14 protein-coding genes are annotated in these 15,095 nt (G+C 43.4%); 7 read left to right on the top strand and 7 right to left on the bottom strand.

What is annotated here, in order from left to right; translation table 11 throughout:
• Positions 1-41 precede the first annotated feature (41 nt).
• Positions 42-1,274 (top strand): MFS transporter, encoded by a 1,233-nt coding sequence (locus JO375_RS15765; RefSeq protein ID WP_229525383.1) that lies wholly within the window; start codon positions 42-44, stop codon positions 1,272-1,274.
• Positions 1,275-1,355: 81 nt separating this feature from the next.
• On the opposite strand, the gene trhO is transcribed toward JO375_RS15765, so the two are convergent.
• A complete protein-coding gene (gene trhO, locus JO375_RS15760) occupies positions 1,356-2,255 on the bottom strand; it encodes an oxygen-dependent tRNA uridine(34) hydroxylase TrhO (protein WP_229525352.1) in 900 nt (299 codons plus the stop codon).
• Positions 2,256-2,458: 203 nt separating this feature from the next.
• On the opposite strand from trhO, the gene JO375_RS15755 reads away from it, so the two are divergent.
• The 3 genes from JO375_RS15755 to JO375_RS15745 all read left to right on the top strand — a co-directional run bounded on the left by JO375_RS15755 (position 2,459) and on the right by JO375_RS15745 (position 5,758).
• Positions 2,459-3,769 carry a glycoside hydrolase family 27 protein gene (locus tag JO375_RS15755; protein ID WP_229525351.1) on the top strand — a complete coding sequence of 437 codons (1,311 nt, stop codon included), beginning with the start codon at positions 2,459-2,461 and terminating at the stop codon, positions 3,767-3,769.
• A 238-nt stretch (positions 3,770-4,007) separates the two neighbouring features.
• Positions 4,008-5,051 (top strand): carbohydrate kinase family protein, encoded by a 1,044-nt coding sequence (locus tag JO375_RS15750; protein ID WP_229525350.1) that lies wholly within the window; start codon positions 4,008-4,010, stop codon positions 5,049-5,051.
• A gap of 41 nt (positions 5,052-5,092) precedes the next feature.
• A complete protein-coding gene (locus tag JO375_RS15745) occupies positions 5,093-5,758 on the top strand; it encodes a P-loop NTPase family protein (protein WP_229525349.1) in 666 nt (221 codons plus the stop codon).
• A 421-nt stretch (positions 5,759-6,179) separates the two neighbouring features.
• On the opposite strand, the gene JO375_RS15740 is transcribed toward JO375_RS15745, so the two are convergent.
• From JO375_RS15740 to gmd, 6 genes are read right to left on the bottom strand one after another with little or no spacing between them, the layout of a single operon-like run.
• The gene (locus JO375_RS15740) at positions 6,180-7,139 is read right to left on the bottom strand and encodes an O-fucosyltransferase family protein (protein WP_229525348.1); all 960 of its coding nucleotides are present in this window, start codon (positions 7,137-7,139) and stop codon (positions 6,180-6,182) included.
• Complete coding sequence (locus JO375_RS15735; protein WP_229525347.1) at positions 7,136-8,191, bottom strand: O-fucosyltransferase family protein; 1,056 nt, start codon at positions 8,189-8,191, stop codon at positions 7,136-7,138. Before JO375_RS15735 ends, JO375_RS15740 begins: the two co-directional genes overlap by 4 nt.
• Before the next feature lie 34 nt (positions 8,192-8,225).
• Positions 8,226-9,389 (bottom strand): O-fucosyltransferase family protein, encoded by a 1,164-nt coding sequence (locus tag JO375_RS15730; RefSeq protein WP_229525346.1) that lies wholly within the window; start codon positions 9,387-9,389, stop codon positions 8,226-8,228.
• 37 nt (positions 9,390-9,426) lie between these two features.
• Entirely contained in the window at positions 9,427-10,509 is a 1,083-nt protein-coding gene (locus tag JO375_RS15725) for a mannose-1-phosphate guanylyltransferase (RefSeq protein WP_229525345.1), read from the bottom strand.
• Between the two features lie 39 nt (positions 10,510-10,548).
• Positions 10,549-11,487, bottom strand: a complete 939-nt coding sequence (locus JO375_RS15720; RefSeq protein ID WP_229525344.1) for a GDP-L-fucose synthase family protein — start codon at positions 11,485-11,487, stop codon at positions 10,549-10,551.
• Between the two features lie 30 nt (positions 11,488-11,517).
• Positions 11,518-12,540 (bottom strand): GDP-mannose 4,6-dehydratase, encoded by a 1,023-nt coding sequence (gene gmd / locus JO375_RS15715; protein WP_229525343.1) that lies wholly within the window; start codon positions 12,538-12,540, stop codon positions 11,518-11,520.
• A gap of 268 nt (positions 12,541-12,808) precedes the next feature.
• Here gmd and JO375_RS15710 point away from each other — a divergent pair, with 268 nt between their 5' ends.
• The 3 genes from JO375_RS15710 to JO375_RS15695 form a co-directional block, all read left to right on the top strand.
• Positions 12,809-13,153, top strand: coding sequence for a LamG domain-containing protein (locus JO375_RS15710; RefSeq protein WP_229525342.1), 345 nt, complete (start codon positions 12,809-12,811; stop codon positions 13,151-13,153).
• A 236-nt stretch (positions 13,154-13,389) separates the two neighbouring features.
• The gene (locus JO375_RS15705) at positions 13,390-14,109 is read left to right on the top strand and encodes a YebC/PmpR family DNA-binding transcriptional regulator (protein WP_229525382.1); all 720 of its coding nucleotides are present in this window, start codon (positions 13,390-13,392) and stop codon (positions 14,107-14,109) included.
• A gap of 500 nt (positions 14,110-14,609) precedes the next feature.
• Positions 14,610-15,095, top strand: a 486-nt coding sequence (locus JO375_RS15695; RefSeq protein WP_267497720.1) for an IS30 family transposase, incomplete at its 3' end; no start/stop codon positions are given.

Genomic DNA, 15,095 nt, shown 5'->3' with positions numbered 1-15,095 from the left:
TTGAAAAAAGATAACACATGAGGAGAAGTCAAAGAGTGAAGATGCGTACAGGCAAATTCAACAAGATATATGCCATGCAATTGGCTACCCTATTTTTAGGCTTTATCATTTTCGGGTTTTCGGAAAACATTAAAGGACCGGCAATCCCACGCATACAATATGATTTTATGCTGAATGAATCTCAGCTCGGCACCTTATTGTCCCTGAACGCCCTTGGTTATTTGATTGCTTGCTCGTTTACGGCCTATTTAACCAGAAAATGGGGAATTAAGCTGGTAACGATTACAGCACTTGCGGCAATGGCTGTCTCAGGAATATTCATTTTCTTTTCGCGCTACTTTCCGATGTTTTCAGCTTCCTACTTTCTGATGTACATCGGAAACGGGATGTTGGAGATCGGACTGGCCATTCTTGGCGCGCGTATCTTTGTGAAAAATACAGGAACGATGATGAATTTGGCTCATGGTTTCTACGGCCTTAGCTCGACGGTCGCCCCGCTCATCGCGACAGGTCTGATGGAAGTTACGGTCAATGGTTATACACTGGACTGGCGCGGAATGTATCTCATTATGCTTTTACTGTCCATATTGCCGATCATTTTTGCGTTGTTCAGCACTTTTCCAGGGGATGATATTCAGTATGAGGAGCGTGTTCCTTTAAAAGTCTTGCTGGCAGACCCGGTTCTATGGTTCATGGTCTTCATTCTTTCTTTTGGTGTCGTATCGGAATTGGCCGTCGGCGGCTGGCTTGTCAATTTTTTAGAAAAGGCTTACAACTGGGACTCGATTACGGCTTCAGGGATACTATCTGCCTTTTTTCTATGCTTTACGCTTGCCCGGCTTTTGCTAGGCCCGTTAACGGATAAAATCGGGTTTACATTATCGTTAATCCTCTTTTCCGGATTTTCAGCCGTCTGTACGTTTGCCGCAATTTTGGGCGGAGAACGGCTTGTCTTTTTATTTGCTGCAGCTGGTGTAGGTATTGCAATGATCTATCCGACGGTGATGGCTTTTATAGCCAGAAGATACCCGAAGGAAAGTGACACGGCTATTACAATTACAGTAACACTTATGGGATTAGGCAGCGTGATCGGCAATTATCTGATCGGGGGAGTAATCGAAATCGTCAAGAGCCTTTTCGGTGAAAATTCACAGGTTGGGCTGCTTCGCGGGCTTCAGGCTGGATACGGAATTATAGGTTTATGTGCGGCGTTGTGCGCCGTTACCGGTATTATCTTATATATTTATTTGTTCAAGCGCAAAGAAATCATCTAGACAACAATAGTAACATAAAAACAGCGGCGTACGAAGACTTTATTTTTCAAGTCCTAATACGCCGCTGCCTCATTTTTAGCGTCATTCTAATACTTTATTTTCCGAAGACGCTTTGGTCCGGCACTCATCCGAGCAATAGTGCTGATGCTGTTCTTCGCAGTCTGGACATACGATATGCTGGAGATTGCACACTGGACAGTTGATATAATAATCGTTTGGTGTATCGCAATGAAAACACTTGCCGACAACAACGTCTTCATCAGTATGGTTGATTGGAACCGAGATGCGTTCGTCAAACACATAGCATTTACCGTCAAACAAACGTCCTTGCACTTCCGGGTCCTGGCCGTAGGTCACAATGCCGCCATCGAGCTGGGCTACATCGTGAAAACCTTCTTTGATCAGAAGACCGGACAGCTTCTCGCAACGAATCCCTCCGGTGCAGTACGTCAGGATTTTCTTGTCCTTAAACTGATTCATATTGTCGCGAATCCACTGCGGAAATTCACGGAACGACTCGACTTCCGGGCGAATGGCTCCACGGAAATGACCGATGTCATATTCATAGTCGTTGCGACCGTCCAGTATAACTACATCTTCAGCTTGAAGCTGCTCGTAAAATTCCTTTGGTGATAAACGCTTGCCGCTAATGACATTCGGGTCCAGTTCATCCTCCAAACGCAGCGTAACAAGCTCCTGACGATGGCGTACAAATATTTTTTTGAACGCATGACCGTCATACTCATCTATTTTAAAAACGATATCGTGAAATTTCGGATTGGAACGCAAATCACGCATGTATTGCTCCGTTTGCTCTACTGTGCCAGACAAAGTTCCGTTAATACCTTCGGCGGCGATCAGGATTCTTCCCTTGATGCCTAGTTCCTTACAGTAAGCCAGGTGCTCGGCCGTAAAGGTGGCAGGGTCTTCAATATTAACATATTGGTAAAACAACAAAATTCGATAAGCCTGTTCACACATGTAAAATCACCCTCTGATTCAAGTCAAAGTTTTTTTAGAACTTATTAAATGTATCACATTCTTTAAGTTAGTCAACATAAATGTATAAAAAGTGGAATTGTAAAAGATGGAGAGGATTCAAACGACAAAAGTAAAGGTTTACATTATAATAGTATCGTACTGATGATGTGAACTTTTTCCACAAGGTGAAAGGGTGAATCGAGATGCAACATCATATAATAGCGCATACACCCCCTATGGGGTGGAATAGCTGGGATTGCTATGGTGCAGCGGTACGGGAAGAGGAAGTACGGGGAAATGCTCAATATATGGCAGAGCATCTGAAGAAATACGGCTGGGAATATGTGGTGGTGGATATTCAGTGGTACGAATCGGGGGCAGTATCTTCGCAGTATCGTCCGTTTGTTCCGTTGGAGATGGATTCGTTTTCACGTCTTATTCCTGCGGTCAATCGTTTTCCGTCTGCCGCAGGCGGACACGGTTTTCAAGCACTGGCGGAATATGTGCATAGTCTCGGCTTAAAATTCGGCATCCATATCATGAGAGGGATTCCCCGGCAAGCGGTGCATCAGGATACGCCGATTCTTGGAACGAAGGCAACCGCCAGACAAATTGCTCATCCCAACTCCATTTGTCCTTGGAATACAGATATGTATGGAGTAGATGCCTCCAAAGAAGGCGCGCAGGAGTACTACAACTCTTTGTTTGAACTGTATGCGGAATGGGGTGTCGATTTTGTCAAAGTCGATGATATTGCAGCGTCCCGTCTCTATAGTATTCATTTGGCAGAAATTGAATTCATTCGCCGGGCTATTGCCAGGTGCGGACGCCCAATGGTATTGAGCCTGTCTCCCGGTCCTGCACCGCTGGAGTATGCATCAGAGCTCATGGCTAATGCTAATATGTGGCGTATGACTGACGATTTTTGGGATGTGTGGCCTTTATTATACGGGATGTTTGAGCGCTGTGAGAAATGGGCCGAACATGTGGGTCCGGGCCACTGGCCGGATTGCGACATGCTACCGCTGGGTCATCTGGGTATCCGTTCGGTAGATTCGGTAGAGTCCGGCAGCCATGATCGCTGGACACGCTTCACAAAAGATGAGCAGCTGACCATGATGACCTTGTGGTGCATTTTCCGTTCTCCGCTGATGTTTGGGGGAGAAATGCGGGATAATAATGCATGGACGCTATCTCTGCTGACGAATGAAGAAGTGCTGGCTGTCCACCGCAAGGGTCTGGATGCACGGCAGGTTTATAGACAGGCTGGTCATATCGTCTGGGCTTCGCATAACGAGGAAGGTCATGTATATGCGGCTTTGTTTAATGCTGGAGATGAAGCCTCAAAGGTTAGGGTATCCCTAAAAGAGCTTGGTATTGAAGGTTGGAATAGTTCTAGAGACCTATGGAAGCGTATGGATTTAGACACTTTGGATCAAGAATTATCCGCAGATTTACCTCCTCATGGTGCGGCCTTATTTAGTTTAAAATCAGAGGAGTTGACAAAATCCTGATTATTTTATGTAGCATAGGCTACAATTCGTATCTAACAAATCACACTGATCGTAATTCGATGGAGGCTTTTACGATAGGGTGATTTTTTTGTTGCGGGGAAGGGAATGCATTTTAAGGATATTTTACGAATTCGACATTATTCTTGGGAATTCGACATTTGGAACATGTTAATTTTATGTAGTACCTATTGCTATACCCATATTCCCGCGCGATCAGACTCGCGAAAGGAGTCTCATAATGAAACTAAAACAAAGCCGCAATAATGAACTAGAAGAGCCCAGGCCTTCCAGACAACAAATACTATGTATCGGTGGTGCTAATCTTGACCGTAAAATTATGATTGAAGGCACATTTCAGCTTCATACTTCCAACCCGGGCAGTACCAGGAAACAATCCTGCGGCGGGGTGGCTCGCAATGTTGCCGAAAATTTAGGGAGACTAAGCCAGCAGGTCAGCCTGTTAACCGCAGTTGGGGATGATGCCGAAGGTGAATTTATTGTCGAACAGTCTAAACTTTATATGAAATTGATTCCTCTGCAAGTCCAGGGAGAAGCGTCAACCGGAATTTATACGGCTTTGCTGGACGAGCGTGGTGAGCTGATTATAGCGACAGCAGAAATGGAAATTTATGACCAGATTTGTCCTTCAACCATCCTTGAAAACATTCCCTTAATCACTTTATCACGATTGGTGCTGTTGGATACGAATTTCTCGAAGAACGTAATTGCATCCATCATACGGCTATGTCATGAACAACAAATCCCACTTGTCGTTTCTTCAGTATCAGCCTCGAAAATGAGAAGACTCCCTCGGAATTTAAATGGCGTAGGCTGGCTGGTATGCAACCAGTTGGAAGCCCAATCCTATTTGGGAATAGAAATAGTGAATGATCAGCAATTGCTGGAGGCAACCCGGGTTTTTCATCATTTGGGGGTTCAAAATGTGATTGTTATACGGGAAGCTGACCGTATTTTCTTTGCTTCGCAGGATGGGTCTTTTGGACATATTTCCATGCACCCGGTTCAGGAGGTTATTGATGTTACGGGTGCACATGATGCTTTTATTGCCGGGATGATATATGGAATCATCCAAGGATACCTTATGGAGCAAGTATGTCAATTCGGAATCAGCTGTGTCGCTTTGACCATACAGACAGATCGGACGGTTTCAGATACAATTTCTCTAACAAAGCTTCATGCTAAGTTTAAGGAGCTATACGGTATAGAACCACAAAGGTTTGTGTTTTTTAAGGGTATGTATTTTAGGGGGAAAGATACATAAATAAAGAAAAGACAACAGTATGATTTGGAGGAGGCCGCCTGATGAACAGTGTAAAATACGCTATCGTTTTTTTGCCGCTGTTCCTCCTTTATTTGGTTTTAAAGGGAGGATCTCTGGTAGCAGGTTTGCTTTATCGATTGGTCCATCCAATGCTGTCCTTGCGTCAAAGGCCGGATGACCGTATGCTTGCTGTGCAGCATGCCAAGCGTATTATTGTGATCGGTTCGCCGGGAAGCGGCAAAACTTCGTTGGCCAAACGTCTTTCCAAGCAGGCATGTTTGCCGTATATTTCGTTGGATGATTTCTATTGGGGACCGGAGTGGAAGCGAAGTACGGACCAGCAATTTCTGGGACAGTTGGGCGAAGTGCTCGAAAAGGAAGAATGGATCATCGAAGGGAATTATCATGATCATTATTTTGCTGAGCGGCTCCAACGCTCTGATGCGATCATCGTGATGGATGTCAGTACGATTGAAGCGGTGACAGGAGTAATGATACGTTCGCTTAATCGCTTTTTATTTTCCAGGGAGCTGCCCAAAGGAGCAGAGGAGGAAAACGTCCGGATTTGGGATATGTCGCCCCGCTTTGTCCGCTTTGTTATCGGTTTTCGAAGGCGTACCCGCCCTAAAATCTGGCCGCTTGTCACGAAATACGGCAATCAGAAAAATTTAATTATTTTGAAATCAAAATATCACTCATATTTCTAGATGAACTCCTGCTAGACCAAGGATCAAAGGTTCAATACTCGCTGTACAGAGAAGAAACTTATGGACTGAAAGGTTTCTCGCCCCGAATGAACGTTTCCCTGGTAGCGGACTATGAAAAACCGTTACCGGTTAGATGCCGTTATCTGATGAAGGACCGACGGTAAAACATCTCTTTTAACGTAGAGCCCCATAAAAACGTAAGAATTAAGAACAGAACTAGCTGCTTTATATTGCAGCTAGTTCTATTTTTGTTAAATGCTTTTTGTGTAGAAAGTAATGTCGGATGGTCTATTCGCTATATCCATTTTCAAATAAATTTACGTCGCCTGGTGACTCGCTATGATAAATTAGCTGTACATTCAAGGCGTTTTTGGTCTTGACATCCATTATGGTGTGGCTTGCTTGAGTTTGAAGACACGCCCTAGTAAAGAAGTTTTATATTTTTCTCGGGCCAGTCTTTCATCCGCAGTACGGTATTGGAGAAACTGGAATAACCATTGCCGATGAAATAATCACACTGAAGAGCAAGAAGAGTATCCTTAATGATGTCAGAGGTATCCTGAATTAGTTCGATTCCTTTATGTCTCTGATTTGGAAAATTAGAACGGTTTGGGTGAACTTTTCCTCTAAAAAATTGTTTTTTACTGTCGCTGACAATTAAAGTGTCATACTTATCATATATTTTTTTGAATTGTCGAACGAGTTTTTCGTGGTCTGTGACAAGGAAGATATGGCGGCATTCGAAATTGTGCATAAAATTCCAGATTGTTGGATGATAAAGTTCATTAAGATCATAAATCTGGCCTATTTCGTTTACGATGCTATTGGAGCGAATGTGGACTCCTAAAATTGGCTTTTCATCTCGAAAGCTGGGATTAGTATAAATAAATTTTTTGACCATTTCCTTGATTCTGGGATGGACTTTAATGTACTTATCGAAAAGATACCGATATAGCTGATGAGGAGTTTTTCCATATAAAGGATGACGAGACGGTATCCCTGTTGCAATGACGCTGATATGGTAATACACATCACTAACGAGCACATTAGCATCTGAGGAAATCATATCCTGTAAATCACGATGTTCCCATTTCAGTTTATCTGGGTCTTCTATAAATAAATTATGAGTGCCCCAGATTGACGGATAATACGTATAATCGGAGCGAACGAGGGATTGTGGAGAAATATCATTAATGGGCTCAAAGAACAGCTCGAAAGAATTATTGGTTATCGATTCAGAATAAAGACTTTCTATCCCCCAATAGACTACCGGAGTTCTGTTGGCGATTTCGGAGAGCAAGAGTTGGCCGATAATATGATCCACATCAGCCCAGATGCTGTAACCCCAAGGTTTGATTAAAAGATAACGGTCGCCATTCATTTTGAAGGATCACCCCTGTATAGACTAGGATATTGCAGCCGATGCTGATTGGCCCTGTACTCCTTTGTAGCCCACTCTGCCGCTGCTCTTTTACGAGTAATTTTTTTGTCCTGTTTAAGAGTTCGATAAAATAGCTTGATGTGGCTTTCAGGCCAATCTCTTAACCTGTTCACAAAGAAAGAGACATTAGAATAGCCATTACCTATAAAATAATCACATTTGGTGGCCAAGTAGGTATCTTTGATAATTTCAATTCCTTTCCTTCTTTTCTCTATATAGTTTTGCAGATGAGGGGCCTCGTTCGCTGAATAACTGGATGCTCTGGTACATTCGGTGTAGGCAATAATAGGACCGTAACGCTTGGTAAAGTTGTGGATGACATCCTCACTGTCCGTGATTAAGAACAGACGGGCTATGTCGCCTTTCTTCAAAGTTTCACGAATTTCCTTATCATATTGTCTGTTCAACTGCTTCAGATTCTCTACCTCACGCACTTTGTCACTGGCTCGGATATGCACGCCTAACAGGGGATGATGATCTGCTAGATGTGCATGATAAAACTCTTCAATCTCTGCTTCAATGTCCGGCTTAAGCCGTAAATATTTACGGATCAGCTGTCTGTATATTTGTACGGCAGTCAAGCCGTAAGCCCAATGGCCTTTTGGAATGTAACTTAGCAGGGGCTTTGAGTAAAAATGCACATCACTCACGGCAACATCCGCCTTGCTGGCCATCAGCTCCCCGATTCCTCGGTGTAGCCTGGCCGTTTTATCCAGGTCCTCCACTAAAGCATTACTTGCATTCCAGATGGGAGGGAAAAAGCTGTAATCTGGCTGTAAGAGGTCATGGATGCTGTAATTGGAAACCGGTTCATAATACAACTCAAAGGCATTGGTATTAAGGGATTCGCTGTAAAGACTGTGTGGGCTCCAATAAACTACCGGGATACGGCCCGTTAATTCAGCTACAAGCAGCTGTCCAGTTAAATGGTCCATATCGGACCAGAAACCCCACCCCCAGGTTTTTATCAGTAAAAAACGCGGCCGGGTCATGGAATGTACACCTCCTGTCTGCACTTTTTGCCTCCTAACGGCCTTTAAAACGATTCCATATCCGGGACAACTCTAATTGCATCTGTCTGGCTTTTCCCACAAATTCATTTTGGGGATAGACAATCGTTTTCACTTCGTTGAATTTCGCAATGTCAGAAGTTTCGGAAACCCAGTACATTAACTTAAAATTTGTATTGGGCCAGTCCTTAAGATAAGTCACGCCATGAGATATTTCAGAGTGACCGTCTCCGAGAAAGAAGCTGCAATTTGCTGCAATATAGGCTTCCAAGATGGCATCAATACCATTTTGCCGGCGATGCATGTGAGTCTCAAGATAGGGGACCAATTCATCATCATCCTGCCGAGGAGCATCGGTATGAACAAGCATCGTGCCATACAACTGCTTATATTCCTCAATGATTTTGGTTGAATCCGTCATGAGAAATAGCTTTTTAATGCTGTATTTCCCCAGCATGAACTGGATCTCCTTATGATAAATCTTATTTGAGGTCATATCCCTGCCGACCTTGTGAATGCGGTAAGGCTGATGGAGTAAAAGAGTATCATTGGTATTCCGAAATGGTTTATATTTTATTTTGAACTTACTATTGTAGGAGCTGTAACTGAAACGACTTGTAATTTCATCCAAGGCAACTTCCCCACGGACATGTAAGGCCAGCGTCGGGCCTTCATGGAGAGAATGGGTGTAAAAAAACTGAGAGATTTTGCGAGTGATGTCAGGTTTCAGTTTTAAATACTTTTTGATCAGATAACGGTACATCTGTCTGGCTTCCATGCCATATAAAGGGTGCTGTTCACCTATAAGTTCCTGCACTGGCATTTTATTGGGGTATAGATCACAGACTACAACATCTGCCTCGCTTTCCAGTATTTCTCCAATGCTTCTATCCGTGAAGCTTGCCAGTCCCGGATCAGGGATAAGCAAATTTTCATAGTTCCAAACACTAGGGAAAAAGCTGTATTCCGGCTTCATAAGATCTTCGATTGTGTAATCCGACACGGGTTCAAAGTACATATTAAACGCATTATTATAAATTTTACCGTTATAGAAGCTGCTGCTGCCCCAGTGTACAACAGGGACCCGGTTACTCAAATCAGCGACAACGATATAATTTAGCAATTGCCGAATATCCATCAAAATACTATGACTGTACCCTTTAATGAGTAAAAAACGCAATGTCTTGTCACCTCCAAAATTCGATTAGAAGAGGAGCTTAAGTCCGATCCCCATAGATTGTACCTTTAAGTTGTTGGACGACAGCCTTTATTTCTTGTGCCTTATCTTTAGGACAAACTAGAATAACATCGCCGGTTTTAATAATAATCAAATTCGAAAGTCCGATTGTGGTGATGAGCGTGTGATCATTACTAAATATGATGGAATCGCGGGTATCTATTCCATGAAAAGAAGCATGAACTGCATTGTTAGCTTCATCCAATCCTAAAACCTTTTCAAGGGCATCCAGGCTTCCAATGTCATTCCAATCGAATCGACCTTTGATGCTCCTAAGCTGTTTTCCACTTTTCTCTAAGACCCCGTTATCGAAGGATAGGTCAGGAAGGCCGCTATATGCTTGCTTTAATTTATTGGGATAATTGGGGGTGTCGTATTCTTCCAGTGCAGATGAGAGCATGGAGAAATGTTCGGGAAGATGCTGATTAATTTCTTCAGTAAAGCTGTCCAGTGTACCAGCTACCATTCCGCTGTTCCAGAGATAGTGTCCTGACTCCACATAGGTTTGTGCAGTAGCCAAATCCGGCTTTTCCTTGAATTCAAGAACATTGAAGCTGTGTATTGCGTCGGCTGAATCAGCAGGGGTGATCTTGATATAGCCATAACCGGTGGAGGGGTAGGTAGGATTAACACCAATGATGACCAGACCTGCTTCTTTTTCTGCTTCAGTATATGCTTGACGGATTGAGCGAAGATATTCTTCCTTATTGAGAACAAAGCTATCTGCCGGTACGAAGCAGACATTACCGTTCCCAAAGCGGTGTTTTAACCATAGAGCTGCATAAGAAATACATGCAGCTGTATTTTTGCGGATAGGCTCAAGTAAAATATTTTCTGGCGGAATCAGATTTTTGAACACATTTTTGGTCATTTCGGAATATTTTGAATTTGTAATGACAAAGAAACGTTCAGGAGGAACAAGTTCAATGATACGTTCAAAGGTTTGCTCCAGCATCGTGCGGTTTCCATCAATACATAAAAATTGCTTCGGTTTGTTTTCTCTGGAGAGCGGCCAGAGACGCAATCCAGCACCACCGGCCATAATGACAGCATAGTAGTTCATATAATCACCCTTGTTTTTTTGAAAATCGAGAAACAGAAACTAAGTGTTTTTCTTTACATATTCAAGGTAGTATTGATAAGCATTACGCAGACCTTCTTCAAACTGCATTTTGGCCTTCCAGCCCAGTCTTTCTATTTTGCTGACATCAAGCAGCTTGCGCGGCGTTCCATCCAGATTGCTTTTATTAAAAATCAGCTTTCCTTCATACCCGACGATGTCCTTTATCATATAGGCGAGTTCTTTGATTGAAATATCTTTGCCGGTTCCTATATTAAGGTGCTCCGTCCCATTATACTCTTCCATCAGGAATATACAGGCATCAGCCATATCGTCGACGTATAAAAACTCCCGCCGCGGTTTTCCCGTTCCCCATAACTCCACCGTTTCGCTGTTCGTCGATTTTGCCGTGTCCATTTTAACGATCATGGCGGGTACGACGTGGGAATGTTCCGCATCAAACCGGTCATTCGGACCGTACAAATTAGTTGGCATGACACTGATATTGTTAGTGCCATATTGGTGATTAAAATATTGGCACATTTTGAGTCCGGATATTTTGGCCAGTGCATAAGCTTCATTTGTCTTTTCTAACGGCCCTGTCAGCAGGTATTCTTCCTTGATGGGTTGGGGACACAGCTTAGGATAGATGCAGGAACTACCCAAGAATAAAAGCTTTTTAACTCGATGCTTGTATGAGTTTGCAATCACGTTGCATTGAATAAGTTGATTCTCCAGAATAAAATCCGCTGGAAAAGCACAATTTGCACCGATTCCACCTACTTTGGCTGCTGCCAGAAAAACATAGTCAATTTCAGCTGTTTCGAAGAAATAATCCACCGCGGTCTGATTGGTAAGGTCCAGTTCTTGCTGTGTCTTTACAATCAAGTTCTTGTATCCTTTGTTCTTCAGGTTTCTGACTAATGCAGATCCAACCAGCCCTTGGTGGCCTGCCACATAAATTCTACTGTTCCTATCCAAGTAAAAGGCCTCCTTCTTGAGAGTCTTCGTTTATATGCTTTGATCAGCCTCAACCATCATTTCAACAAGTTCTTTAAAGGACACTTTAGGTTGCCAGCCCAGTTTGGTGCATGCTTTTGTTGAATCTCCAAGCAGCAAATCCACTTCACTCGGCCGAAAATATTTTTCATTTACACTGATAAGCACTTTTCCGGTTCTGGAGTCGATTCCCTTCTCATCCATACCTTCCCCGGTCCACGAGAGAGGAATTCCGGCATGCTGAAACGCATGCTCGCAGAATTCTCTGACCGTGTGAGTTTCACCGGTTGCGATAACGAAGTCCTCCGGCTGATCAAGCTGAAGCATTCTCCACATGGCTTCTACATAGTCACCCGCAAATCCCCAGTCACGTTTGGCATCCAGATTGCCCAGAACAAGCTGATCCTGCTTACCTTTTAAAATATTGGCGAGACCTGTCGTGATTTTTCGGGTTACGAATGTTTTGCCGCGCCGAGGAGACTCATGGTTAAAGAGGATACCGTTGCAGGCAAAGAGGTTATAAGCTTCTCTGTAGTTGACGGTGATCCAGTAAGCATAAAGTTTTGCTACGGCGTACGGGCTGCGAGGATAGAAGGGAGTTCTTTCGCTTTGTGGAATTTCCTGAACAAGACCATATAGCTCACTGGAAGAAGCCTGATAGAAACGGATGGAAGGATTGACATCTCGTATGCTCTCCAGCAATCTCACCGTTCCAAGAGCATCAACATCACCTGTGAATTCCGGAATATCAAAAGATACTCTGACATGGCTCTGAGCACCGAGATTATATATTTCGCATGGCTCAATTTTGTTCAGAATCCTGCACATAGCTCCATGATCCGTAAGATCCCCGTAATGCAAAACAAAAGGCGAGCGAGCATGGAGTTGATCGTCCAGCAGATGATCAATTCTTTCTGTGTTAAAGGAACTGTTTCTACGGATCATACCATGGACTTCATATCCCTTGTCTAAAAGAAGCTCAGCAAGGTATGAGCCGTCTTGACCAGTGATCCCAGTAATCAAAGCCTTTTTCAAAGTAATGTTCATCTCCTGTTCCTGTTAGATAGTTTTAAGTATATGGAGATGAGCTAGCATTGGTGTGGACTATCATCTAAAAAAAACAATTTAGAAATTTTTCCTACTAACTCTAATGGGGTGAAAACTGTGTACGAGAATGTTACATTTCATTTTCAAGGAGATGAGCAGCTAGTGTATCCCACAGTTCTATCCGCCCGGTGAAGCTGGAACGGGTATATCTATAGGTAGGAATGGTATATCCATATATGAGCATTCCGTTCATTATTTGCTGGCACGTATGGTCATTCCTTACGATTTTTCGGACTGGCAGCACGCTTCTGTAGTATATGAAGAGAATACAATTCGTCTGTATATTAACGGCTGCTTTTATAAGGAATGCTCTCCAAAGAAATCCAGACGCATATTTCCTTCACTCAACTTGGGAGGTCACGAGTTTCGTCATGCAGGATCTGGAGTGGCCGCGGGCAGGATGTTCATCTCTACGGACGCTGAGATGCTTTATCCACCCCATTATATTGAAGAAGCAGATGGAGCCGCTATTTACAAATTTTCATTATGCATGGTTGAATCTGAATACCAACAATGTGTCGATATCCAGACGATTGTTTAGGTATATCGGTGAATTTGATGATAGTTTTGAAGGATTTGGAGGGGAAGATTGGGAACTAGGTTACCGTGTAGCGATGAAAGAGCAATATTTATTCATGATGACAGATAGCCCAGGTTGGCTAACATATTAGGGGATACTCTCGTTTGAACTTGTCCATGTGTCCTTTAGGAGATATAATATACAAGGATATAATGAATACCGTTGTGTATATTCATATAGAAAGAGAGCGGGATATTATGGGACGTAAGTGGAATAATATTAAAGAAAAGAAGGCATCCAAGGATGCTAATACGAGTCGTATATATGCTAAATTCGGCGTAGAAATTTACGTAGCAGCCAAACAAGGCGAGCCTGATCCAGAATCTAATCGGATGCTAAAAGTCGTACTAGAACGTGCAAAAACGTACAATGTGCCGAAAGCGATCATTGACCGTGCTATTGAAAAAGCAAAAGGTGCTGGTGATGAAAACTATGTAGAGCTCCGCTATGAAGGCTTCGGACCGAACGGTTCCATGATTATTGTAGATGCACTGACCAACAACGTAAACCGTACGGCATCGGATGTGCGTTCTGCCTTCACCAAAAACGGCGGCAGCCTGGGTGTTAGCGGATCTGTAGCCTACATGTTTGATTCCACTGCTGTCATCGGTGTGGTGGGTAAAACCGCAGATGAAGTGCTGGAGTTGCTGATGGAGGCTGATGTAGAGGTACGTGACATCATCGAAGAAGATGAAGCCATTATCGTCTATGCGGAGCCGGATCAATTCCATGCTGTACAGGAAGCCTTCAAGCAGGCAGGAGTAACTGAGTTTACCGTGGCCGAGCTTACCATGCTTGCCCAAAATGACATTACACTCCCTGAAGATGCACAGGTACAATTTGATAAATTGATTGATGCATTAGAGGACTTGGAGGATGTTCAACAGGTTTACCACAACGTAGATTCCGGGGAATAATCGTAAAAATCTTTTAACCTCGGTGTTTTGAAGTCTTCATATCTAGTCTAAGCATGGAAATAAATTCGTAAATCATCCTATTTCTCAATCAGCGATGGTATACGTTAAGTTGCTTGATGATATTTATTGTGATGTACGTTTTTCCTGTCCAAGATTAGAAGGGCATCTTGCTTAAACTCACTTTTTGTATGGATATAACGATACAAGGAGTGAGTTTTTATGTTATTAGAGGATGTTTGCAAAGTATTAGGACTATTAGCTGCAGATGGATTTGTATATAGTAAAACTAATCAAGTCGGTATAACACTTATTGACTACGGAGTAAACATCCAGAGGTAATACAAAAATAGTCGTTTGTACTTGCATAAGTTCTAAACAGGAAGATGACGGATTGTAATATGAAGTGCGACATCTGCTGGAAATAAATAAACAAATGGCCCATGGCCGGATTCGTGTAGAATGAAAGTTCTCACACCCCATTCGCAAAAGGAGAATCCACCATGAGCTACACTCATCTTAGCATAACCGAGCGAAGCAAGCTAGAAATCCTCCACCAGCAGGGGAAAAGTGCCAGAGATATTGCCAAGAAACTGGGTAGACACCACGCCACCATTAGCCGGGAACTCCGTCGAAATGCAGCACAAGAGCCTTACCATGCTGAACGCTCTCAGGAGAGCTATATCCAGCGTCGAAAGTCTTCCATTCCCACAGGAAAGTGGACACCGGAGTTGGCCAAGGTCATCGAAGAGAAGCTTCAGGCGACCTGGTCTCCCGAGCAGATCGTAGAGCGGTTGTGTCAGGAGGGACAAGCAATCGTATGCTTTAAAACGATCTATCGCTGGCTGTATACAGGTCTTTTGGTGAAGGGCCTACTTACCGTCCTGCGGCACAAAGGCAAGCGTCAGAAACCTGCGGAGACTCGTGGCAAATTTGCGGTAGGCCGTCCCATCTCCCAGCGCCCAAAAGAGGTACGGTCTCGGGAAACG

The organism is Paenibacillus farraposensis (assembly GCF_020736845.1).
In the GTDB taxonomy this organism is placed as follows: Bacteria; Bacillota; Bacilli; order Paenibacillales; family Paenibacillaceae; genus Paenibacillus; species Paenibacillus farraposensis.
Note: the sequence above shows the minus strand (reverse complement) of the source record. Positions and strands in the feature narration are given on the sequence as shown.

Excerpts from the sequence above, each read along its gene's own strand:
- JO375_RS15765 (WP_229525383.1), top strand. The coding sequence starts at position 42 with ATGCGTACAGGCAAATTCAACAAGATATATGCCATGCAATTGGCTACC.
- trhO (WP_229525352.1), bottom strand. The coding sequence starts at position 2,255 with ATGTGTGAACAGGCTTATCGAATTTTGTTGTTTTACCAATATGTTAAT.
- JO375_RS15755 (WP_229525351.1), top strand. The coding sequence starts at position 2,459 with ATGCAACATCATATAATAGCGCATACACCCCCTATGGGGTGGAATAGC.
- JO375_RS15750 (WP_229525350.1), top strand. The coding sequence starts at position 4,008 with ATGAAACTAAAACAAAGCCGCAATAATGAACTAGAAGAGCCCAGGCCT.
- JO375_RS15745 (WP_229525349.1), top strand. The coding sequence starts at position 5,093 with ATGAACAGTGTAAAATACGCTATCGTTTTTTTGCCGCTGTTCCTCCTT.
- JO375_RS15740 (WP_229525348.1), bottom strand. The coding sequence starts at position 7,139 with ATGAATGGCGACCGTTATCTTTTAATCAAACCTTGGGGTTACAGCATC.
- JO375_RS15735 (WP_229525347.1), bottom strand. The coding sequence starts at position 8,191 with ATGACCCGGCCGCGTTTTTTACTGATAAAAACCTGGGGGTGGGGTTTC.
- JO375_RS15725 (WP_229525345.1), bottom strand. The coding sequence starts at position 10,509 with ATGAACTACTATGCTGTCATTATGGCCGGTGGTGCTGGATTGCGTCTC.
- JO375_RS15705 (WP_229525382.1), top strand. The coding sequence starts at position 13,390 with ATGGGACGTAAGTGGAATAATATTAAAGAAAAGAAGGCATCCAAGGAT.